The organism is Sorangium sp. So ce176 (assembly GCF_051519835.1).
In the GTDB taxonomy this organism is placed as follows: domain Bacteria; phylum Myxococcota_A; class Polyangia; order Polyangiales; family Polyangiaceae; genus Sorangium; species Sorangium cellulosum_G.
The window spans coordinates 8,789,980-8,812,114 of record NZ_CP150371.1; the positions used below are offsets into that span (position 1 = coordinate 8,789,980).

A 22,135-nucleotide genomic window follows, 5' to 3' on the forward strand; every position below is an offset into this window, starting at 1 on the left:
CGCGCTCACGGCACCGCCGGCGGGCTCCCGCGCAGCATGAAATAGATGAGCACCCCGGTGACGGACACGTAGAGCCAGAGGGGCAGCGTCACCCGGGCGACCCGGGCGTGCTTCGCGAAGTTCGCCTTGTAGGCGAAGTAGAACGACGTCAGCGCGAGCGGCACGATCCCCGCCGAGAGCACGATGTGCGAGATGAGGACGGCGAAGTAGACGGCGCGGAGCGGCCCGGTGCCCTGGTACTTCGTGTCACCGTGCACGAAGTGGTAGGCGAGGTAGCCGACGAGGAACAGCGACGAGGCGACGAACGCCGAGACCATCAGGTACTTGTGCACGACCATCGCGCGGCGCTTGATCGCGAACCAGCCCGCGACGAGCAGCGTGGCCGCCGTCGCGTTCAGGGCGGCGTTCAGCGGGGGCATGAAGCGGAGATCGGCGCCGCCCGCGCCTCGCCGGATGATGAGGATGTAGGCGAGGAACGCCAGCGCCGCCGCGGAGAGCACGGCGTTGAAGATGTAGAACGAACGGTCGCTGGTGCGGGTGAGCAGGCCGACGGGCTTCAAGGGGCTCGAGGCGTGTGTCGACATCGCGCGGTCCATACCAGAGGAGCGCGCCCGGCGCGAACGCGGGCGACCGAGCGGGCGCGGCCGCCAGCGGCGGGCTACGCGGAGCTCGGCGCGATGCCCATGGGCGGGCTGCGGTCCGCGTTCCGGAGCGGCTCGCGCATGGTCACGAACTCCTCGGCCGCTGTCGGGTGGATGCCGATCGTGGCGTCGAACTGCGCCTTGGTCGCGCCGCACTTCAGCGCGACGGCGAAGCCCTGGATGATCTCGCCGGCGTCCGGCCCGACCATGTGGACGCCGAGCACCCTGTCGGTCGCCCTGTCGACGACGAGCTTCATCATCGTCTTCTCCTCGCGCCCGGAGAGGGTGTGCTTCAGCGGGCGGAAGGTCGAGAGGTAGACCACGACGTCGTGGTGCTCGCGCGCCTGCGCCTCCGAGAGGCCGACGGTGCCGACGTTCGGCTGGCTGAAGACGGCGGTCGGGATGCCGGCGTAGTCCACGCGCGCGGGCTCGCCGCGGAAGAGGCTCTTCACGAGCGCCATCGCCTCGGCGATGGCCACGGGCGTGAGCTGCACGCGCGCGATCACGTCGCCGAGCGCGTAGATCGACGGGACCGAGGTCTGGAACGCGTCGTCCACCACGACAGCGCCGTCCTCGTCGAGCGCCACGCCGACCTCCTCGAGGCCGAGCCCCCTGGTCTTCGGCAGGCGCCCCGTCGCGTACAGCACGCGGTCGGCCTCGAGGTCGGTGCCGTCGGCGAGCGTCGCGCAGAGCCCGTCGCCGCGCCGCTCGATGCTCTCGACGCTCGCGCCGAGGCGGAGGTCGAGGCCCTTCTTCTGGATCTCGGCGGCGAGGAACGCGCGGATGTCGTCGTCGAAGCCGCGCAGCAGGTGCATGCCGCGGTGGACGAGCGACACCTTGGCCCCGAGCCCGTGGAAGATGCCGGCTAGCTCGACAGCGATGTAGCCGCCGCCCACGATGACCACGCGCCGCGGCATGGTCGGGAAGTGGAACGCGTCGTCGGAGGTGACGGCGAGCTCGCGCCCCGGCACGTCGGGGATCCAGGGATAGCTGCCGGTCGCGACGAGGATCCGCTCGGCGGTGACGGTGGCGCCGTCGATCTCGACGGCGTGGGGCTCGACGATCCTGGCCTGCCCCCAGCGGATGTCGGCGCCCGAGTTCTTGAGGAGCCGCTCGTAGACTCCGTTGAGGCGCTCGATCTCCTTGTTCTTGTTGCGGAGGAACGTCGACCAGTCGAACGACGGCCCGCCGTGCCCGTCCCCGCCGGCGCCGTGGCCGGGCACGGTCCAGCCGTAGCCGGCGGCGTCCTCGAAGTCCTCGGCGTAGTGCGAGGCGTAGACGAGGAGCTTCTTCGGAATGCACCCCAGGTTGACGCAGGTGCCGCCGAGGTGGCGCGACTCGGCGACGGCGACCCGGGCGCCGCAGGAAGCGGCCATGCGGGCTGCGCGCACGCCGCCGGAGCCGGCGCCGATGACGAACAGATCGTAATCGTACTTGGACATGGTCGCGACTATGCCCCATGCGGGGCGCTGTCGCCGCGCAGCGTGCGCCGAACCGACGTCGCCGCGGGCGGCGACCCGAGGCGCGGGCGCCGGCCCGAGGCGCGGGCGCCGGCCCGAGGCGCCGCTCCTCTCGGCCACGCGACGGGGATTCTGCTAGGGTCGCGGCGTTGCGCTCCTCGACCCACACCGGAACCTTCGCGGCCGCCGCGCCGCCGCGCGACGGCGCCGTGCCCGAGCGGCGCGAGCCGCGCGACGGCGCCGTGCCCGAGCGGCGCGACCTGCGCGACGGCGCCGTGCCCGAGCGGCGCGAGCCGCGCCTCTGGGCGCGCGCGCGCCGCGCCCTGCCGTTCGCGCTGGCGATCGGGCTCGTCGCTTTCGTCCTCGGCCGCCTCGACTTCGGCGCCTTCCGCGCCGCCCTGGCGCGCGTCGACGCCCCGCTCTTCGGCGCGTCCGCCGCCCTCTTCATCCTCGCGCTCCTCGCCGCCGACACGTTCGCGACAGTCCTCGTCTACCGCCGCCTGATCGCCCCCGTCGCCTTCCGCGATTTCTTCGTCCTCCGCGGCGCCTCCTACCTCCCGTCGCTGCTCAACCACCACGTCGGCCAGGCGTTCATCACCGTCTTCCTCGCGCGCGCGCACGGCGCGCCGCTCGCGCGCGTCGCCGGCGCGACGCTCGTCGTCTACGCCTCGTGGCTCGGCTGCCTCCTCCTCCTGGGCGCGGTCGCCGTGCCGGCGAACGGCGGGCCGCTCGCCGTGTCCGCCCTGCTCCTCGGCGCCGGCGTCCTCTACCTCGCGCTCCTCGCGCTGCGCCCTGCCCGCCTCGCCCGCACGCGGCTCCTCGCCCCGCTCTTCGAGGCGGGGGTGCGCGGCCACCTGGTCGCCCTCGCCGCGCGCGTGCCGCACGTCGTCGTCCTGTTCGTCGGCACCTGGCTCCCCTTCTGGTTCTTCGGCGTGCGCATCCCCCTCGGGGCTGCCCTGACCTACATCCCGATCCTCATGGTGGCGGTGACGCTCCCCCTCACCCCGCAGGGCTTCGGCACGCGCGACGTGCTCGCCGCCGCGCTGTTCGAGGGCTTCGCGGCCGGCGTCACGCGCGAGGAGCGCCTGGCCGCCATCGCCGCCGCGACGACGACGTGGGCGGTGGCGCTCACCCTCGTCGAGGCCGCGCTCGGTCTGGCCCTGCTCCGTGGCGCCTTGCCCCACGTCGAGGCGAAGGACACCGCCGGCGCAGCCCCCTCCGACGCCGCCCCCCCCGGCGCCCCTCGCAGCGAGCCGGGTTGACGCGGCTCGACGCGACGGCTGTCGCGGCGTTGTCACGGGATTTGCTTGAATCGCAGAAACCAGGAGCCTGGGACACAGCGCAGGAGCAGAGAGGAAAAGAGAACGCCGCGAGAGGGAGCCTGAGACTGGGCGACAGAAGCCGAGAGAACGACCTCGAGAGGGTCGACGCGACAGCCTTCGAGCTATAGTCTTTCGTTCCTTGCCGCGCCTTTCGTCCTCGTCCTCCTGGTCTGACGTCACCCGCTGAGCGTCGCCGCTCCGGGCGGTCCGCGCAGAACGACCACCGATGAACAACCTGTATCGCTTCCTCGCCTCTTCCGATCACACCGTCGCGCGCGCTGTGCGCCATGTGCGACATCAGGTGCGCACCTTCACCCTGCCTGCGCCGCGGCCGGTCGTGGTCCCGATGCGCATGGCGTTCGAGGCGGCCCGCGAGGCGTACTACTTCGGTGCTCGCGTGTTCGTCTGCGAACCGCATTTCAAGTCGCACTGCACGCAGTACGGCAAGGGCGTACGGACCGGGAACTTCATTCACTACATCCAGGGTCGCGGCGACATCCTCCTTGGCGACAATGTTGTGCTCGACGGCAAGATCAACATCGTCTTCGCCGCGCGCTTCGCGGACCGCCCGACCCTGCGGATCGGCGACAACACAGGGATCGGGCACGAGTGCCGGCTCATCGTCGGCAAGTCGATCACGATCGGCAAGCACTGCCGGATCGCGGGGAGCGTCTACATCCTCGACTCGAGCGGCCACCCGAGCGATCCGGAGGACCGGAAGCGGGGCCTGCCCCCCGCGGACAGCGAGGTGCGGCCCGTCGTCATCGAGGACAACGTCTGGCTCGGCGCCCGCGCCATGATCTTCCCGGGGGTGACGGTCGGCGAGGGCAGCGTTGTCTCGGCGGGCTCGATCGTCATGGCCGATGTCCCGCCGTACACGGTCGTCGCTGGCAACCCGGCGCGCCGGGTTGCATCCCTCCGGACCGAGCCGCCGCCGCCGTTCGTCGAGGCCGCGGGCCGCGCCGACGCGAGGAGCAACGACGCGGGCGGGAGCCGCTCGCTGGCCGACAGCGCATCTTAACCCTGGAGCTCCTGATGGCGATTGAGGTGGAGAAGGTGATCGATGTCATCGTCACGGTCGGCGGCCTGCCCGCTGCGATCAAGCCCGATGACGACATCTACGACGCGGGGTTCTCCTCGATTCGCGCGCTCCAGCTCCTCACCGAGCTGGAGGACGGGTTCGGCGTGACCCTGCCCGACGACAGGTTCAGCGTCGCCCGCACGCCGCGCGCGCTGTGCGAGCTGATCCAGGAGCTTACCCCGTGAGGAAGACCGTCACCGTCGAGCTCGCGACGCCTGCGACCGAGATGGCGCAGGAGGAGATCCCGAAGCAGATCGCCTTCCTCTCGAAGGAGATCTCGAGCATCCGCTTCGTCCGCGAGGGCGCCGCGCTCGAGTTCGAGGCCCCCGAGGAGCGCGGGGCCGACCTCGCGCGCGCCGCCGAGGCCCTCGCGCGCACCATGCAGCGCAGCCTGCGGCAGCTCACGCGGAAGCTCGTGTACCGCAGCCCGGCGTGCGACAGCGTGGAGTTCCGCGGCGGCGCGCTCCCTGACGGCATCACGCAGATGGGCCAGGGCCAGGTCGCCCTCGAGGGGCTCCCGCTGCGGCTCTACCGCTACTTCGATCGCTCGCTGGAGGCGCTCGGCGCGCCGTTCTCGCCGAGCCCGATCCTCGTGCCGACCTTGATCCCGGCGGCGACGCTGGCGAAGTGCGACTACTTCCGGTCCTTCCCCCACATCGTCACGTTCACGTGCCACCTGCCGGAGGACATGCCGCGCATCGAGGACTTCCGCGCGCGGCACCAGGACCGGGAGACGCTCGACGATCGGGCGCTGAGCGACATGGCGCACCCCGAGGTGTGCCTCTCGCCGGCGGTCTGTTACCACGTGTACGCCGCGAACCGCGATCGCGTGCTGCCGGCGGCCGGCGCGCGCTACGCGCTCGCGGGCCGCTGCTTCCGCTACGAGTCGAGCAAGATGGTCGATCTGCGGCGGCTCTGGGAGTTCACGATGCGGGAGATCGTCTTCCTCGGCTCGCGGGAGAACGTCCTCGGGCTGCGCGAGCAGGGGAACGAGCTCGTGGCGCGCTACCTCGACGAGCACCGGCTGGCCGGCGAGATCCGGACGGCGAGCGATCCGTTCTTCATCGCGCCGGACGCGGCCGCGAAGACGTACTTCCAGATCAGCAGCGAGACGAAGTACGAGATCTCGCTGATGCTCCCGGGCGACGAGCGGGTGGCCGCCGGCTCGCTGAACTACCACACCGACTTCTTCGGCCGCGCGTTCAGCTGCAACATCGAGGGCGCGGGCCCGATGCACAGCGTGTGCATCGCGTTCGGCCTGGAGCGGTGGGTGTACGCGTTCCTCGCCCAGCACGGCAGCGACCCGGCCGGGTGGCCGGAGATCGTGCGGCGCGCCCCCGAGATGGCCGGCCTGTAGGCCCACCGCGGTTCCGTCTCCCGGGCGTTTCTGCGAGGCTCGGGGCGATGCAGATCGAGCACGTCGACCCTGTCGCCGCGGCGGAGGAGGCCAGCCTCGTCCTGCGCGAGGCGTGGCCGCCGCCGGCCCTCCACTACACGGCCGACTACCTGAGGTGGCAGCTCGGCTTCCCCGGCCCGGCGCCGCGGGCCGTTCTCGCGCGCGACGGCGGCGAGCCGGCCGGCTTCATCGGCGTCTCGCCGCGTCGCTTCCGCTTCCGCGGCGTCGCGTCGGACGGATACGTGCTGTCGTTCGTGAGCGTGCGCCCGCGGTTCCAGGGCCAGGGGCTGGCGAGCCGGCTGTACGCGGAGCTGCTCGCCGGGCTCCGCGCGTCCGGCCTGCCGATCGTCGTGTTCGTGGAGGCGCAGTCCGCGCCCGCCAGGCGCGCGCTCCTCAAGGCCGTCGACCAGGCCGGGTTCCGGCGGAAGGCGCTGGCCGCGTGCCGCAACCACGGCTTCGTCCCCCGCGCGAGCGCCGCGCCGCTGCAGGCCGCGGCCGCGCCGGCGGCGGTGGAGGACGTGCTCGCGGCGATCGCAGCGTGCGGTGAGGAGCGCGTCCTGTGGTCGGCGCCCGACGCGGCGCAGCTCGAGCACAGCCTGCGCGATCCCCGGCCGCGGCGGCTGCTGCGCGTCGAGGAGGCGGGCCGGGCCGTCGGGGCCGCGGCTGTGTTCCTGTCGGAGGTCGCGACCGCCGCCGGGGTCGAGCGGGTGCCGACGGTCGACGCGCTCTACCTGCCGGAGCCGACCGCCGACAGGGTCGCGGCTGTGCTGCGCGCGGCCTCGACGTTGTTCGCCGGGCAAGCGACCGTGCCGGCGGTGAGCGCGCCCAACCTGGCGATCGTCCCCGGGGACCAGCTCAGGCCGGCCGGCGCGCGCCCGACGGCCGCGACCTTCGACGCGTTCGTCGTGCACCCCGAGGGCGGTCCGTGGCTGGACGCCGAGGTGACCAACCTCGAGGTCGTCTGAGGCGGCGGCGCGGCGAGGACATCCATCTGCGGCGCAGATGGGATCCATGAGGGGAATGCCGATTCACAAGATGGATCGGCGGGCACATGCTGGTGCCATGAACAACGCGCCTTCGATGCAGGTCCGCCGGTCCGGCGAGCGCGGCTATGCCGACCGCGGCTGGCTCCAGTCGTATCACACGTTCTCGTTCGCGGATTACCACGACCCGGACCACATGGGCTTCCGGGCGCTGCGGGTGATCAACGACGACTACGTCGCTCCGGGTCGCGGGTTCGGGACGCACCCGCACCAGAACATGGAGATCGTCACCTATGTCCTGGAGGGCGAGCTCGAGCACAAGGACAGCATGGGCAACGGATCGATCATCCGCCCAGGCGAGGTCCAGCGCATGTCCGCGGGCACGGGGGTGTTCCACAGCGAGGTGAACGCCTCGAAGACCGGCGTGACGCACCTCTTGCAGATCTGGATCGTGCCGGACCGGAGCGGGTACGAGCCGAGCTACGAGCAGAAGGCGTTCTCCGAAGAAGAGCGCCGGGGCAAGCTGCGGCTTGTCGCCTCGCGGGACGGGCGCGAGGGATCGGTGACGGTCCACCAGGACGTGAGCGTCTTCGTCGGGCTCCTCGAGCAAGGACAGGAGGCGCGGTACGAGCTATCGCCTGGCCGCAATGCCTGGGTCCACGTCGCGCGCGGGAGCGTCGAGCTGAACGGGACGCTGCTCGAGGCGGGCGACGCGGCGTCGGTCAGGGCGGGCGGGTCGCTGCGCCTCGTCGGGAAGGACGGGGGAGAGGTGCTGTTGTTCGACCTTGCGTGAAGCGCCGCCTGACGGAGATTCCGGTGGCCACCCAGCTTGCTGACGGGCGGCGCCCGCTGCATAGAGCGAGCCATGGATGCCATCGAACTTCTCGAACGCCATCATCGCGAGCTGGAGCAGCAGTTTTCCAGCCTCAAAAAGGCCTCTTCCGTCTCGCCTGAGCAGTTCTCCACGGCCGCGGACCTCCTCGCCACCCACATCACCATCGAGGAGCAGCACTTTTACCCGGCGGTCCGGGCCCGCCGCACCGAGGATATCCTCCTCGAGTCGCTGGAGGAGCACCTGTCCCTCAAGCGCGTGCTGGCCGATCTCCTGGCCCTGGAGACAACGGACGAGAAGTTCGGGCCCAAGCTCCACGTGCTCGCCGAGCAGCTCGAGCACCACCACAAGGAGGAGGAAGAGAACCTCTTCCCGAAGGTCAAGAAGCTCCTCGACGACGCCGGGCGCGAGGAGCTCGGGCAGGAGATGCAGGGCAGGATGAACGAGCTGCGGCGAAGCGAGCCCCGCAAGCTCGTCCTCGACCAGACCGACGCCGCGGCGCCCCTCCCCTGAGCGACGCGCGCAAGCCCGTCTCGCGCCCTCCCGGCGGCGCGGGGCGGCCCCTTCGCCCCCCGCCCTCGTGAGCCCGGGACCGCGAAGCGATTGTTGGAAATGACACCGGGACGCAATGCGCGCGTCCCAGAGCTCACGCCAGACCCCACGAGAACGTCGCGTGCTCCCCGCGAGCGAGGAGCAAGCAAGAACACGGTCCGGTCGAATACGATTTTTGTAGAAGGAGTTCCCGTACCGTTGTTATTGTATTTTGCCGCGATTCACGCGGCTGGAGTCCGGTACGGCATCGGGCGCCGGGGGTGTGGCGAGGAAGCTGGTAGAGATGATCTGATGCCAGGCGCTGGCTGCTCGGTGCGGCGGGCGCGGCCTGTGGCGGCGATCGCCGGTGCGGGCGAGCGCTGGACAGCGCCCAGAGGGGATCTTCGACGGAGGTAGGATGACCGCTCGACCTGTACTCTCGATAGATACATCCTTCGATCCGGACAGCGCCTGGTTCGCCGCTGGCCGCACGCAGCTCTATGGTCGTATGGGAGAGCAGTTCTCCATCGTGCCGTTCGGGCGCGCCAGCGCGGAGCGGAGGAGGATCCTCCGCCAGATCGCCCGCGCGGAGGGCGCGGGCAACCCCTTCCGTGCGATCGTCGTGTCGTCCCACGGCAGGACGAGCTGTGTTGTCGACGACGAGTCGCCCGACGGGATCCTGATCTCGCACGAGATCCCGGCTCAGGAGATCGAGCTCTGGGCGCGCGGTCGCGTGCTCTATTTCTGCAGCGGCGAGACAGCGAGCGGCCCGCTGTTCGACAGGCTCCTCGAGGCGGGGGCGCGCGCGGTGGTCGGGTTCACGGGGAGGCTCTGCGCCACGACCGTCGACGGCAAGTTCTACTGGAGGCAGCTCGATCAGGAGCTCGTGACGTGCGCGTTGCACGACCAGCAGGCCCCGGGGTTCGAGCGGGCGAGGCAGCAGTTCCTGGAGCGCGTCGCGACGCGCGTCGCCGGGCTCCCCGACGGCGCGACCCGGGAGGAGCTCTCGCGGTTGATGGACCTGCTCGTATCGATGGTGATCCGCGGCGCCCAGAAGGCCTGACCAGCGCCGCCCCGCCCTGCCCGCCAGGACAGGGCTCCCTCCACGCACGAACCGCGCTCCCCCGCATCTCTTCATCTCTTTCCTCTGTGCCCTCTGTGCCTCTGTGGTTCGCTCTCTCTTCTTGAAGCAGAGACGAGCACGATACGCAGGGACAGCGGCCCGAGCGGCCCGGAGATAGAGAGAAAAAGAGAACCGCAGGGGCGCAAGGGAGAGAGAGAAGAGATCAAGACTCAACGTCCTCTGCTCTCTTCCTCCTGAGGATCGCCTCGTTTTGCAGCCATTTTCAGCAGAAATTGAACAGGGAGGCGGGGAGATAGAGAGTATCTGAAGATTTCCCTCCCCGTCTCCCTGTGAGCTTTTCGAAGAATCCGAGGGATGCCTCGGCTCTTTCTCCTCCTGGCGCCCTGGCAATCTGTATCCTTCTCGCCCGAGCACCACGCCTGAGCGGCCCTGGTAGGATGCCGCGCGGTCCTGTAGATCCAGGAGGGCGATGAGACGCAATGCCCTGACCTCGCTCTCCTCGGCGACGCTCCTGCTCGTGGCCACCGGGACCGGCGACGCCCTCGCCAGCCGGCCCGCGGCCGCGGCGCGCACGACGTCGTTCCTCGACGGCGGGCGCCGCGTCGCGGTCGAGCGGCTCGGGCCGGCAGCGCTGGAGAGGTCCGGCAGCGCGCTCGCGCCGGTGCGGCTCCACTACCCCGGCGGACGGACAGTCCAGGCGAGCGTGGGCGCGACAGCGATCGTGGAGGTCGAGCCGGGCGCCGAGGGCGCGCTCGCCGCGGCGGGCGTGGAGGTGGTGAGACCGCTGATGGCCTCGATCGGGCTCTGGCTCGTCAGGGATGCCGGCGGCGGCGACGGCCTCGACCTCGCCGAGCGCCTGCAGGGCGCGGCGCGGCCGGCCTTCCTGCGCGAGGCGATCCCGGACCTGCACGTGCGCCTCGCGGCGCGCGGGGCGCCGTTCACGCCGAACGACCCGCGCCTGCCAGGACAGTGGTACTTCGACGACCTCAGGATGGAAGAGGCCTGGGGGCGCACGCGGGGAGACGCGGCCACATCCATCGTCGTCGTCGACACCGGCTGCGACCTCGATCACCCCGACCTCGCCGCGAAGATGGATCCGGGCCGCGACGTCATCGACGGCGACGACGACCCCACCTACCAGCCGGGCGAGGCCGGCGTGAGCCACGGGACGGCCTGCGCCGGCCTGGTCGCCGCCGACACCGACAACGGCGTGGGCATCGCCGGCGGCTGCCCCGCCTGCAGGGTGCGGTGCGTGCGCCTTCTCGACGACGAGCCGCGGCCCATCTCCCAGTCGGTCGACGCCTTCGAGTTCGCCCTGCAGGTCAACGCCTCCATCGTGTCGAACAGCTGGGGATACGCCGAGCCGATGCCCGTCCCCCGCGTTGTCGAGGACGCGATCAACCGCCTCTTCGAGGCCGGCCGCGACGGGAAAGGGGCGCTCATCCTCTTCGCCGCGGGCAACGACGACCGGGAGATCGGCGAGGACGAGCTCCAGGCCGTGCGCGGCGTCCTCACCGTGGGCGCCGTCAACCACCTGGAGGAGGAGACGTCGTTCACGAACCGCGGGAGCTCCGTGGATCTCGTCGCGCCCACAGGGACGCTGACCACCGACATCGCCGGGAGAGAGGGAGACACCTCGGACGATTACACATCGCTGTTCGGCGGCACCTCGTCGGCATGCCCGGTGGCGGCCGGCGTCGCGGGGTTGCTCGTGAGCGCGGCGCCCGAGCTGACCGCGGGCGAGCTCTACGACCTCATGATCCGCACGGCGCGGCCGGCGCCGTACGCGGCGCCCGACGAGAGCGGGCACGATCCGATCTTCGGGTACGGGATCATCGATCCGGTCGCGGCGCTCCGGGAGGTGCTCGGGGACGAGCCGCCGCCGCCGCCGCCGCTGGAGGGCGAGGGCGAGCACGCCGGCGGCGAGGCCGAGCAGAGCGGCTGCGCGTGCGCGGCGGCCGGCGCGCGGTCAGGCGAGCGCCGCGGTCTCGTGGCCGCAGCGCTCCTCGGCCTGGCCGCGGCGGCGCGCCGGCGCGGGGCGGGCCGCCGGCGCGGGTGACGTCACGCGACCGGCCGCCGCTGGGCGCGGATCGCGTCCCGCTGCGCGAGGAGCCACGCGCGCGCCTCGGCCTCCGTGTCGAAGAACTCCACCGGATAGGACTGCCGCGTGAGGATCTGGACGCTCTTCATGGCGAGCGTCGAGATGACGCGCACGGAAAAGCTCGCGCCGAAGATCGCGACCGCGGCGAAGCGCACGTGGCGAAGCCCCTCTGCCAGCGCCTTGCGCGAGGACGGCGGGACGGTGCCGGTGTGGCGCGCATCGCAGAACACGAGGACCTCGCGGCCGCTGTCGTTCATGCGCTGGCACGCGGCGGCGAGCGTGCGCGCCGCGTCTTCCAGGAGGTCGCCCTCGACATCGGTGCAGAGAAACCCGTCAGTATCTTCGTGAAACCAGGGGCTCACGCCCGCACGGCTGGGGTCGCTCATGCGGAGCATCGTAGCTCGCTGCGCGGAGCGCGGGACGAACGTTTCACGGCGACCAGCGCGGGTGGCCCCCGATCACGTCATCGAGGCTCGCTGCGGCGACGCAGGGCGACGATCCGGCCCAGCACGACCGTGCGCCTGCGCCGGCGCGCCCCCAGCCCGAGCAGCGAGGCGCCCAGCACGAAGCCAGCGGCCGCGGCGGAGCTTCCGGCCGCGTCGCTCGGCGATCCGATGCGGCATCCGCACCCTTCGTCGACGTCGCCCTCTCCGCCGCCGCCGGTCGGCGCCGCACCGCCACCACCTGCGCCATCGTCACCGCCTTCGCCACCACCACCGCCATCGCCACCGCCGCCCTCCGCGGCGGCGCGGCACGCGGCGACCTCGTCGGCCGTGCCGATGCACAGCGTCGGCTTGCGCGACTCGCCGTCTTGCAAGCCGTTCACCACGACGACGGCCAGGTCGTCGGCGCCGGCCGTGTCGATCCGCTCCGCGCCCGCGGCGAGGTCGCCCGCGCGCACGACCTCGCCGTACGCGCGGCCGCGCCGCGCCGCGAGCAGCAGGGTGAGCCCGTCGAGCTGCGCCGGGTCGCCCGCGGGCGCCGCGAGCGCCGCCGTCATGGTCGCGCGCCCGTCGGGCGGGACGCTGAAGTACTGCGCCGACGCGTGGAACACGCGGAGCCGATCGGCGTACGGCGCGGCGACCTCCTGCGGGGCGAGCCCGCGGTAGCCGGCCCCGGCGGCGTAGGAGCGGTCGGGATCCGCGGCGGCGCCGGTGAGCAGGTTCCAGGTGGCGAACTCCACGAACGCCTCGCCGAACGTCGCCTGCGCGCGCGCCGAGAGCAAGGGATCGAGCTGCTCGAACCACACCGGATCCGCCTCGCCGAACGCGCCGTCCTCGACGCGCTCCCAGAGCGAGCGGACCGTGCCCTCTCCGTAGCGCTCCTCGAGGAACTGGAAGAAGAGCGCGATGCCGTAGCTGAACGGGTCGACGGGGCCGCCCAGGGGCACGTCGAGCGATCGATCGACGTTCGAGAGGTAGCCGTCGACGAAGGCCTCGAAGTCCCGCAGCGAGGGGTCGAACGACTCGGTCGCCCAGACAGCGGTCCCTTCCTGGATCAGGGTGTCCTGATCGTTGTCGTAGGCCGCCTGCACGGCGTGGAAGAGCTCGTGGCTCCCGAGGATCCTGTTCGCTGTCCGCGTCGACGGATAGCCGTAGCCCTCGTAGTCGTTCTCCTGCGTCATGAAGCCGACGCAGCGGTCCTCGCCGCCGACTTCGGCGCAGGCGTCGACGCTGAACACCCCGTCGCCGATGCCGGCGAAATCGACGAGGTAGACGTCGAAGCGGCCGTCGCCGCCGTTGTCGGGGAGGTCCTCGTCGCTGGCCGGCGGCCGGAAGCCGAGGACGTCGCGGTAGTGGACGATCACCTCGTCGTAGACGGCCGCGACCTCCTCGACGAAGTCGGGGACGCCCGTGGCGTCGGCGTCGGCCGCGGGCACGGCGCTGCGCCCCTCGCGCGCGAAGTGGATCAGGAAGCTGCCCGAGGCCGACGCGAAGGTCTCGACAACGTCGTCCGGATCGAACCGGAACTGGAGCTGGGTGCCGCGCGTGTCGGGCCGGTCGAGCGGCGCCGCCGTGGGCCCGTCGATCGGCCCTGCGGCCGGATCGCCGGCGGCGCAGGCCGCGAGCAGGGCGGCGAGCGAGGCCGCGGCCCCGGGGCTCCGCGTCACGGGAGGAAGGCCCACCGGATCTGGAAGCTGGCGGAGCCGTTGTCCATCATCGGGACCATCCCGGTCTCCTGGCACTGCGCCTGGGCCTCGTCGTTGTAGAAGTGCGTGACGGTCAGCTTGAGCATGCGCGCGTCGGCGAGCCCGAGGACGTAGACGAAGCCGCTCATCTTCACGCAGCCGGGGTACGTCCAGTAGCCGGAGAGCGCCGTCGCGGGCGACTCCAGCCCGGAGCCGTCGGGGATGAGCTCGCAGCTCTCGGTGAAGTACTCGTCCTGGCGGAGCCTCGGGTCCGCGGGGACCTCGGTGAGCGCGTCGTAGTCCGGCGTGCCCGGGAGCCGCGCCGCCGTCACGCAGGACGGCCCGGAGTGGCCGCTGTTGATGCGCACGACGTAGCGGCGGAACGCGATGTCCCAGTCCATGGATCCGAGCGCTTCCTCGTCGGAGAGCTCGACCTTCTCGAGGCCGCCGTCGGTGAACCGGGCATAGACGTAGGCGTCCGGCTCGGAGGCGAAGGCGCCGCCCGCGGTGGCGTCGATGAAGGAGCGGAACCCGCCGCCGTCCGGCTCGCTGCGAATCTCCCCGGGCGCCACGGTCGCCTGGAGGTTCATCTGCTGGAAGACATCGTCCTCGCACGGGACCGGCGTCGGCTCCACGCACGACGGCCCTGGCTCCGGGGAAGCGCCGCCGCCCGCCGCGCTCGATCCGCCGCCCTCGCCGCCCGCGTCCGGCGGGTCGTCGGAGCCGCACGCGCACAGGGCGAGGAGGGCGAAGCCGGCGGCGAGGAGCGCGGGAGCGGACGAGGGCGCGGTGCGCATGCGCGGCATGGTAACAGAGCCCGGGTCGGGGCGCGCGCTACGGCCCGCTGCTGCGCCGGTAGAGCCACCAGTCGCCGACGTGATCGACGGGGACGATGCTCGGGTCCTTCGCGAAGAGGCGATCGGCCCCCGCCCGCCGGCGGACGAGGAACCAGTCGAAGAAGGCGCCGTGGCGGCGCACGTCGAACTTCTCCGGCGTCCACTCCCACCGCAGCGGCGTGGGCGGCGGGACGACGGCGCCCGGCTCCGAGCGGGGCCTGTAGGCGACGGGCGAGGCGTCCCAGACGGCGAAGTGGAAGCTGAGCCAGCCGCCGCGCGTGGCCTGCACCCAGGCGGGGAGATGGATGAACGGCGTCGTCGTCCGGGTCGAGCCGCCGTGATCGAAGACGAGGTAGAGCAGCCTGGGGGCGGGCGGGATGCGGGCGATGATGGCGTCGAAGTCCCGGGTGCTCTCGTCGAAGCGGCGGTAGTTGTCCTGCGCCACGGCGCCGAGGGAGATGGCCGCGGCCGAGAGCGCGAGCACGGCGGGCGCCTTGAGCCAGGGCGATCGCGGCAGGTCGGGGAAGGCGCCGAGGGCGAGGAACAGGGCCGCGACGATCTCGCGCGGGTAGACGTACCACCAGAGGCCGATCTGGAGCGGCAGGATCAGGAACAGGCCCAGGAACACGGCAGCGCAGGCGACCGGGACGAGGGCCGCGAGGCGCGCGAAGGCGCTGTCGCGCGCGTCCGCGGCGGGCGAGCGCGCGGGGCCCGGGGAGGCGCCGGCGAGCTGCGCGGCGGCGCCGGCGGCGCACACGAGCAGCGCGGCGAGCACGAGGCGCGCCGCCCGCCGGGCCGCCGCCGCCTCGGCGGGATCCGTGAAGCTCGTGAACAGGAGCGAGGGGATCTCGCCGAGCCGCTCCCAGTGCAGCGCGGGCGCGAAGGGGGCGGCGTGCAGGGTGTCGGTGCGGACCGCGAGCCACACCGTGAAGAGGGCGAGCGAGGGCGCGAGCGGGAGCGCGATGGGGCGGAGCCGCCGCGTCGCCGGGAACACGACGATCGCGGCGCCGACAACGGCGGCGAGCGCGAACGGGAAGCGGAAGACGTGGGTGAAGAACAGCGCGACGAGCGCGAGGGCGAGCGCGATCTGCCGGCCGCGCGAGGGGCGATCGACGAGCAGGAGGGTCAGACCGACGACCATCGCGAAGAGGCCGAGCGCGCCCATGTGGTTGAGGAAGCCCCAGTGCGTGAGGTTGCACCAGACGAGGACGAGGCCGAGGACGCCGAGCAGGGGGCTCCGCTTCAGGCCGTGGAAGAGGACGGCGAGGCCGGCGGGCAGGAGCGCGAGCATCGCCCCCGCCGCGACCTTCACGGCGGCCGCGGGCGGCAGGACGAGCATGAGCAGGGCGCCGAGCGCGTACATGGACATGTACGGGACCGCGAGCGGCTGCAGCGCGAACTGCTCGCGGAAGTGCCACGCCGGATCGAGGTAGTGCCTGAGCGCCGCCGTCTGGGCCGCGTGGAACGGGAGGTCGGTCATCGGCGGATAGCGGGCGACCGCGAGCGGGACGGCGATCACGTAGACCGCGACGGTGATGACGACGAGGGCGAGCGCCGCGCCGAGCGGGGCGCGGCGCGCGGCGGTCAGCGCGCGGCGGAGCGGGCCGGAGAGCGGCGCGCGGCGCGGGCGGCCGGGCGCCGCCGGAGGCTCCGCCGGGGGGGACGGGTTACCCAAGGTGGCGGGAAGCTACCATCTCGGGACGGCGCAGGGACTGCGTCTGCCGTGGCCTGACGCCGCCGTGAGCTCACGGCGGCGGCGCCCGTCGCGGCGGTCCGTCGCGTCGAGGGGAGCGCGCGGAATCGTCGCCGGAACGCGGCGCACGCTGCCGTGAGCTCGGTGGACTTGCGGGTCTGCGGGTCAGCGCGCTGCTTCATCCTCGGGGCCGGAAGCGGGCGGCGCCGCGGCGGGGGGCCTGGGGCTGCCTGGCAAGAACACCGACAGATCCGGTTTGCGGCCCCGCGCGCCTTTCAGCGCGAACCTGGCGTCCGACGCAAACACGAACCCGACGCCCCGGAGGTCCGCGCGGAGAGGTCGCGATGTGCCCGCAGCCCCTCGCGAGGGGGTATGCGTCGATCCAGAACCGAAACCGACCCCCCCGGAAGCCCGCGCGGAGAGGTCGCGATGTGCCCGCAGCCCCTCGCGAGGGGGTGTGCGTCGATCCAGAACCGAACCCGACCCCCCGGAAGTCCGCGCGGAGAGGTCGCGATGTGCCGCAGCCCCTCGCGAGGGGGTGTGCGTCGATCCAGAACCGAAACCGACGCCCCGGAAGCCCGCGCGGAGAGGTCGCGATGTGCCCGCAGCCCCTCGCGAGGGGGTGTGCGTCGATCCAGAACCGAACCCGAGGCCTCGGAAGCCTGCGCCGAGAGGTCGCGGCATTCACCTCATGCGGCATCGCCGTGAGTCCGCGGCCTGGTGGAAGCGCTGTGATGAATGATCACTGCGCTCCGGGTCCCTTGCCGCCCGCCTCCGCGGCGCTCGCGATCTGCGCCTCGAGCACCGCGATGCGCTCCAGCGCCGCCTCCTTCGCCGCGCGCTCCGCCTGCTTCGCCGCGCGCTCCGCCTGCTTCGCCGCGCGCTCCGCCTCCACGTCCACGCGCTCGGCCTCCGCCGCCGCCGAAAAGAGCTCCTCGCCCTCGGGGCCCGTCGCCAGCCGCAGCCGCACCTCCTCGCCATCGCCGGTCACCCGCAGCCAGCAGCCCAGCACCCGCGCGTAGATCCGGTCGACGTTCGTCGCCTCCACCCGCACGAACCCGCGCGCCTTCAGCCTGCGGTAGCGCAGCCAGCGCACCCGGTCGCGGCTCTTCTCCCAGTCCGGGTCGAAGATCACGAGCTCCTTCACCCCGAGCTCGCGATAGCGCTCGAGCGCGTCCGCGTACTCCTTGTATGGGTCGTCCGACGAGACCACCTCCAGCGCGAAGCTCGGCGCGATCCCCGTCTCCCACACCTTCCAGCTACGCACGCGACGCCCTGGCGCCACGCCGGGCAGGACGTACACGTCCGGCGCCACCACCTTCGAGGGGTCGAACTGCTGGTCGTAGATGAACTGGTCCGCGCCCACGAACCTCGGTCGGCCCAGCTCGCTGTACCAGCGCTCGATCAGCGGACGGAGGAGCTCCACGATCCACGTCTGAAGCGAGTCCTCCCCCATCTTCTTCTCCACAGGATAGTGCGTCGGGTCGCGCCCCCTGCCGTCGCCCTGCGCCCGCCGATGCTCCTGCCTGTGCGCCTCGATCGACATGCCCCATTCTACCCGACCCGCGCCCGCTCAGCGGCCCGCGCCGCGCCAGGCGCCGAGCCACGGGCCGCCGCGTGCGCGAGGTAGACGCACGCCCGGGCGGGCCCCACATCGACGCGCCCGGCGGGAACTTCTCGCCTCTCCAGAGGGCTCCATCGACATAAGCTGCGCGCGCCTTGCTGCCGCCCCGCCCAGCCCCCCGCCCGACCGACCTCCGTGGCCTCCCCTGCGCGTCCCGGATCGAGACCCGCGCGGCGCTCGCCGTCACAGCGATCGCGACAGCGTGGTTCGCGCTCGCGGCGGCGTGGGAGATGTTCGGGCCCCTCCTCGCCGGCCACTACGCGTCGTCGGCGGGCGTCGGGATCATCGCGGAGAACATGCTCCGCTGGAAGATCGTCGGGCCCGTCTGGGAGTACACGGCGAGCCGGCCGCCGCCGGAGATGTACTACTGCCACCACCCGTGGGGGATCTTCTGGACGAGCGCCGCGTTCATGAAGGTCTTCGGGCGGCACGACGTCCTGTGCCGCCTGCCCGCCGTCCTGCTCAGCGCCGCGACGCCGCCCCTGCTCTACGCCATCGGCCGGAGCATCTACCGCCCCGCCGCGGGGGCGGCCGCGGCGGCGGCGTTCGTCGTCCTGCCGATCACGCTGTCGTTCGCGAACCTCAACGCGCTCGAGGTCCCTGTCATGGCCTGGACGCTGCTCGGGCTGTGGGGGTACGTCCGGATGACGCAGACGTCCCGGCGCCGCTACCTCGCGGTGAGCGCCCTCGGCCTCGCGCTCGGGATGAACGCCGACTGGCCGGCGTTCGTGCTCACGGGCGGGCTGCTCGTGTTCGGCGCGATCCGGGCGTACCTGCTCCCGAAGCGCGTCTTCGGCCCCGTCCACGAGCGGCGCTACGCGCAGTGGTGGGTGCTCACCGCCTTCACGGCCGCGCTGACCGCCGCGCTCTACCTCGCCCTCTTCCACCACGCCGGCAAGCTCGGCGACCTCCTGGCGAGCTACGGGTTCCGCTCCTCGGGCAACAACGAGCCGCTCAGCGAGGTGCTCGCGAGCCGGCGGTACTGGATCGAGCTCTCGTTCACGCCTGTCGCCATCGCCGCCGGAAAGCTCGGCGCGATCGTCTGCGCCGCGCGGCTCGCCCTGCTCCGGCGCGAGCACGACGCGCTGCCGCTGCTCTACCTCGCGACCGCGACGGTGCAGTACGTCGTCTTCCGCCAGGGCGCCGACATCCACATCTTCTGGCCCCACTACTTCGGCGCGTACTTCGCCCTCGCCGCCGCCGCCCTCGTCGACACAGGCGCGGCGCTGCTCGAGCGCGCCACCGCCACGCGGCACGACGGGCCGAGCGCGACGTCGGCCGCCCCGCCGCCCCCGTGGCCGGCGCTCGCGGCGCTCGCGCTGTGGCTCGCGCCGCTCGCCGTCGTCCTGCGCGACGGGCTCCCGGCGCTGCGCTACGCGCGCGAGACGGGCGGGCGCTTCAACGAGCGGGGGCACCTCATCGACTCCGACGGGGCGAAGACGGCGTTCCTTCGCTGGCTCGCGCCGGGGCTGCCCGCGGACGCGGCCGTCGAGCTGCACGAGGGGATGAAGGCCACCTGGGCCCAGGTCTGGGCGCTCGGCGGGCGCGTCGTCAGGACGAGCCGCCCCGCGCCGAGGCAGGAGCCGCCGCGCGGCGCCTACCTCGCGGACACGCGGTTCATGCTCGACAGGGACCAGGCGAGCCTCGCGCGGCGCTTCGACATCACCGCGGTGGGCCCGTTCTGGGCGCTCGGCGCGGCCGTCGGCGCGGACGTCGGCGCGGACGTCGGCGCGGACGTCGCCCGCGCGCGCGGGATCGAGGCGTTCTCGTTCCGCGAGCGGGAGCCGGGGCTCCTCGCCTGGTACCTCGTCTCGGGCACCGAGCCCGAGCGCGAGATCGTGCCCGATCCGTTCCTCACGTGGGAGCTCCGCGCGCACTTCGGACAGCCGGCGGACCCGCCGGCCGAGGCGCCGGAGACGCTGGAGCAGAAGCGGATCGCGCACAACATCGCCCTGGCCGCGGGCGACGGCGCGCGCGCGGCGGCCCTCTTCGCGGAGATCAGCGCCGCGCTCGCGCCGCTCGGGGCGCGGTTCGACGACGGCACGGAGCTGCTCGGGACGACGTTCCACGAGGGCGCGCGCTCGCTCCTCACGATCTTCGTGCGCGCGGGCGGCCCCGCGGCGGACGACGTGGCGCTCGCGGTGCGCTCCCGGGTCGTCGAGCGCGCCCCGCTGTCGACGACCATGGCCGACCCGGTCACCCGCGATGTCGGCCTCCCGACGGCGATCTCGCCGCAGCGCTGGAGGGCGGGCTTCCTCTACGCCGATCCGGTGCCGATCCGGAAACGCCCGGGGACGGAGGTGTTCTGGGCATCGATGAGGGCGCGCGAGCGGGGCCGCGCGCCGAGGCTCGTGGACCGCGGGGGCGCTTCGGAGGTCGAGGTGCTGCGGCTGCGCTGAGCGGGGGACGCGCCGCCATCCTCGTGGACAAGGGCCCGCATTCGGGTTTTACCTTCGGGCATGAGCTCTCGCCGAACAGGTCTGGTTCTGGTCCTCGCGCTCGCGGCGGGCTGCGCCGCGCCGCCGTCCGCCCAGGCGCCGGCGCAGCCCGCGTCGCCGGAGCCGTCGGGCACGGCCGCCCCCGACGCGGCGGGCACCGCCGCCCCGACCACGGGAGCCCCGCCGGTGACAGGGGGGGCGCCGGCCGCCGGGGAGGCGCCCCCGCCGGGGTCGCAGGTCCCCGGGGCGGCCGCGCCGGCCGCGACCGCCCCGCCGAGGCCGGGCGCCGCGAGCGGCGGCGGGGGCGTGAAGCCCGGCGCCGCCGTCGCGACAGGGACGCTCGGAGGCAGCATCTCGGAGGCGCAGGTCCGCGACGTCGTGGAGAGGCACGCAGAGCTGTTCGACGAGTGCTACAAGATCGGCGTCAAGACCTCGCCGAAGTTCATGGGCAAGGTGACCGTGAAGGCGACCATCGGGCCGAGCGGGAAGGTCAACAGGGCAGACGTCCTGAAGTCGACAACGAAGAGCCAGCAGGTCGACCGCTGCGTGGCCGACGCCTTCGAGAAGATGCAGTTCCCCAGGCCCGAGGGCGGCGTGACGACAGTCATCACCTTTCCCATCGAGTTCAGCGGCGTCGAGCTGGTGCAGCCCTGAAGGGGCCCCTGCCCGCAAACCCCGCTTCCGGGTCCCGCAGCGGGCTGACGGCGGCCGGCCTGCCGCGCCCGTGGAGCGTGGCGATCTGCGACAGCTGAGGCGGGATCGTCCGCCAGGGCCGCGCTGACCTCGCGTGCCGGTCGGCGCGCTCCCTCGGGCTCGGCCGGAGGAGGCGCTACGCCGGCCAGGGCACGGAAGCTGCTATCACGACAAGACAACCACAAGCCACGTGAGACGCTGCTGAGACGAAGCTGCAAACACGGTTGCATGTCGAGACGCTGGAACGCCGAGCGCCGACAGCGACAGCCGGCTGCCTGATCGGCCCTGCGGGCGCGATCAGCAGACGACCAGGGCGAGCCGCCTCCATGGATGGATGCACCGGAGGCGGGACAGCGCGACGCCCGCGGCAGGTAGCATCGAGATTGACCATCGCCGACAACGGAACGGGTGAAGGCATGGAGAGGATGGAAGTTCAGCGGGATGTTCGGAGCGCCATCGCGATTGCCTATGAGCTCTCGCGACACGAGCACGTGCAGCACCGGGAGCATGTGTCCCAGGCGCTCGGCGAGCTCAAGGACGAGCTCGCTCGCATCGAGGCGAAGCTCGGAGGAGAGCGCATTCACGAGGTCACCGCGGAGGGCTTGCCGCCCGTGCTCGAGCAGATCGAGGGGCTCGTCGAGGACGCAGGCCCGGTGGTCGGTGACCAGATCAAGACGTTGATGCAGAGCGTGCAGCGCATCGCCAGGGAGCTCGACCCGGGTCAACCGGGCCAGTAGCTCCCGCCCCGTCTGCTCCCGGGTGGCCCCCGTGGTCGGTCGTCCGGAGGGCGACAGCGTCGCGTCCCCGGCAGCCGGGCGCGGTCGGCGGCGTGTCGGGCTACTCCGGCAACGCAGGCCACGCCGGGCAGCAGAGGTACGCCGCCTGGAGCACCGCCCCGTCGCACACCTCGTAGTCCGCCTTGTCGACCTGGAGATCGCGCAAGACCAGCCCGAGCCCCTCGCAGAGGGGGATGCCCTGCGCGATCAGCGCGTTCGGATCCTGGCATGTCACCCCGTCGCCGAGGACGCCGCCCGTACAGTCGTCCGGACATGTCACCCCGTCGAACAGGAGGTCCGTCGAGCAGGCCTCCTCCTCTGGCGTCGCGCTCTCCTCCTCCTCCTCGGGCGTCGCGCTCTTCTCCTTCTCCGGGGCGACGCCCTGCTCGGCGGTTTTCGTGTCGAGGTCCTCACCGGACCTGGGATCCGTCGAGCAACCCACGATCAGCGCGGCGCCGACGATCGAGAGAGCGGTGATGCAGTCATGAGCCAATCGCATGGAATTTCCTTTGCCTC

20 protein-coding genes are annotated in these 22,135 nt (G+C 72.4%); 12 read left to right on the forward strand and 8 right to left on the reverse strand.

The window, feature by feature from the left end:
• Window positions 1-5: 5 nt before the first annotated feature.
• Both WMF42_RS33175 and gor read right to left on the reverse strand, forming a co-directional pair.
• Window positions 6-596, reverse strand: coding sequence for a DUF420 domain-containing protein (locus WMF42_RS33175; RefSeq protein ID WP_061612203.1), 591 nt, complete (start codon window positions 594-596; stop codon window positions 6-8).
• Between the two features lie 62 nt (window positions 597-658).
• Complete coding sequence (gene gor, locus WMF42_RS33180) at window positions 659-2,083, reverse strand: glutathione-disulfide reductase (RefSeq protein ID WP_061612202.1); 1,425 nt, start codon at window positions 2,081-2,083, stop codon at window positions 659-661.
• Window positions 2,084-2,250: 167 nt separating this feature from the next.
• On the opposite strand from gor, the gene WMF42_RS33185 reads away from it, so the two are divergent.
• The 9 genes from WMF42_RS33185 (at window position 2,251) to WMF42_RS33225 (ending at window position 11,389) form a co-directional block, all read left to right on the forward strand.
• Window positions 2,251-3,363: a lysylphosphatidylglycerol synthase transmembrane domain-containing protein gene (locus WMF42_RS33185; RefSeq protein WP_437686892.1), complete on the forward strand. Its 1,113-nt coding sequence runs from the start codon at window positions 2,251-2,253 to the stop codon at window positions 3,361-3,363.
• A gap of 286 nt (window positions 3,364-3,649) precedes the next feature.
• Entirely contained in the window at window positions 3,650-4,444 is a 795-nt protein-coding gene (locus tag WMF42_RS33190; RefSeq protein WP_061613209.1) for an acyltransferase, read from the forward strand.
• A 14-nt stretch (window positions 4,445-4,458) separates the two neighbouring features.
• Entirely contained in the window at window positions 4,459-4,689 is a 231-nt protein-coding gene (locus WMF42_RS33195) for an acyl carrier protein (RefSeq protein WP_061613210.1), read from the forward strand.
• On the forward strand, window positions 4,686-5,861 hold the full coding sequence (locus tag WMF42_RS33200; protein ID WP_061613211.1) for a hypothetical protein: 1,176 nt from the start codon (window positions 4,686-4,688) through the stop codon (window positions 5,859-5,861). The genes WMF42_RS33195 and WMF42_RS33200 overlap by 4 nt, the downstream gene beginning before the upstream one ends.
• Window positions 5,862-5,908: 47 nt before the next feature.
• Window positions 5,909-6,865 (forward strand): GNAT family N-acetyltransferase, encoded by a 957-nt coding sequence (locus WMF42_RS33205; protein WP_437686895.1) that lies wholly within the window; start codon window positions 5,909-5,911, stop codon window positions 6,863-6,865.
• 97 nt (window positions 6,866-6,962) lie between these two features.
• The gene (locus WMF42_RS33210; protein ID WP_233562687.1) at window positions 6,963-7,676 is read left to right on the forward strand and encodes a pirin family protein; all 714 of its coding nucleotides are present in this window, start codon (window positions 6,963-6,965) and stop codon (window positions 7,674-7,676) included.
• Window positions 7,677-7,748: 72 nt separating this feature from the next.
• On the forward strand, window positions 7,749-8,228 hold the full coding sequence (locus WMF42_RS33215; protein ID WP_061613213.1) for a hemerythrin domain-containing protein: 480 nt from the start codon (window positions 7,749-7,751) through the stop codon (window positions 8,226-8,228).
• Window positions 8,229-8,664: 436 nt separating this feature from the next.
• On the forward strand, window positions 8,665-9,309 hold the full coding sequence (locus tag WMF42_RS33220) for a hypothetical protein (RefSeq protein WP_437686897.1): 645 nt from the start codon (window positions 8,665-8,667) through the stop codon (window positions 9,307-9,309).
• 490 nt (window positions 9,310-9,799) lie between these two features.
• Window positions 9,800-11,389: a S8 family peptidase gene (locus WMF42_RS33225; protein WP_437686899.1), complete on the forward strand. Its 1,590-nt coding sequence runs from the start codon at window positions 9,800-9,802 to the stop codon at window positions 11,387-11,389.
• 2 nt (window positions 11,390-11,391) lie between these two features.
• On the opposite strand, the gene WMF42_RS33230 is transcribed toward WMF42_RS33225, so the two are convergent.
• From WMF42_RS33230 to WMF42_RS33250, 5 genes are all read right to left on the reverse strand, one after another.
• Entirely contained in the window at window positions 11,392-11,817 is a 426-nt protein-coding gene (locus WMF42_RS33230; protein WP_437686901.1) for an STAS/SEC14 domain-containing protein, read from the reverse strand.
• 77 nt (window positions 11,818-11,894) lie between these two features.
• Window positions 11,895-13,541, reverse strand: coding sequence for an MXAN_6640 family putative metalloprotease (locus tag WMF42_RS33235; RefSeq protein WP_437686903.1), 1,647 nt, complete (start codon window positions 13,539-13,541; stop codon window positions 11,895-11,897).
• On the reverse strand, window positions 13,538-14,356 hold the full coding sequence (locus WMF42_RS33240) for an HmuY family protein (RefSeq protein WP_081426772.1): 819 nt from the start codon (window positions 14,354-14,356) through the stop codon (window positions 13,538-13,540). The genes WMF42_RS33235 and WMF42_RS33240 overlap by 4 nt, the downstream gene beginning before the upstream one ends.
• Before the next feature lie 37 nt (window positions 14,357-14,393).
• Complete coding sequence (locus tag WMF42_RS33245; protein WP_437686905.1) at window positions 14,394-16,070, reverse strand: hypothetical protein; 1,677 nt, start codon at window positions 16,068-16,070, stop codon at window positions 14,394-14,396.
• 760 nt (window positions 16,071-16,830) lie between these two features.
• The gene (locus WMF42_RS33250) at window positions 16,831-17,634 is read right to left on the reverse strand and encodes a Uma2 family endonuclease (RefSeq protein WP_437686907.1); all 804 of its coding nucleotides are present in this window, start codon (window positions 17,632-17,634) and stop codon (window positions 16,831-16,833) included.
• A gap of 173 nt (window positions 17,635-17,807) precedes the next feature.
• On the opposite strand from WMF42_RS33250, the gene WMF42_RS33255 reads away from it, so the two are divergent.
• The 3 genes from WMF42_RS33255 to WMF42_RS33265 all read left to right on the forward strand — a co-directional run bounded on the left by WMF42_RS33255 (window position 17,808) and on the right by WMF42_RS33265 (window position 21,580).
• Window positions 17,808-20,111, forward strand: coding sequence for a glycosyltransferase family 39 protein (locus tag WMF42_RS33255; protein ID WP_437686909.1), 2,304 nt, complete (start codon window positions 17,808-17,810; stop codon window positions 20,109-20,111).
• Window positions 20,112-20,171: 60 nt separating this feature from the next.
• A complete protein-coding gene (locus WMF42_RS33260) occupies window positions 20,172-20,804 on the forward strand; it encodes a TonB family protein (protein WP_437686911.1) in 633 nt (210 codons plus the stop codon).
• A 464-nt stretch (window positions 20,805-21,268) separates the two neighbouring features.
• Window positions 21,269-21,580: a hypothetical protein gene (locus tag WMF42_RS33265; protein WP_155798384.1), complete on the forward strand. Its 312-nt coding sequence runs from the start codon at window positions 21,269-21,271 to the stop codon at window positions 21,578-21,580.
• A gap of 100 nt (window positions 21,581-21,680) precedes the next feature.
• Here WMF42_RS33265 and WMF42_RS33270 read toward each other — a convergent pair whose 3' ends face one another.
• Entirely contained in the window at window positions 21,681-22,118 is a 438-nt protein-coding gene (locus WMF42_RS33270) for a hypothetical protein (protein WP_437686913.1), read from the reverse strand.
• Window positions 22,119-22,135 lie beyond the last annotated feature (17 nt).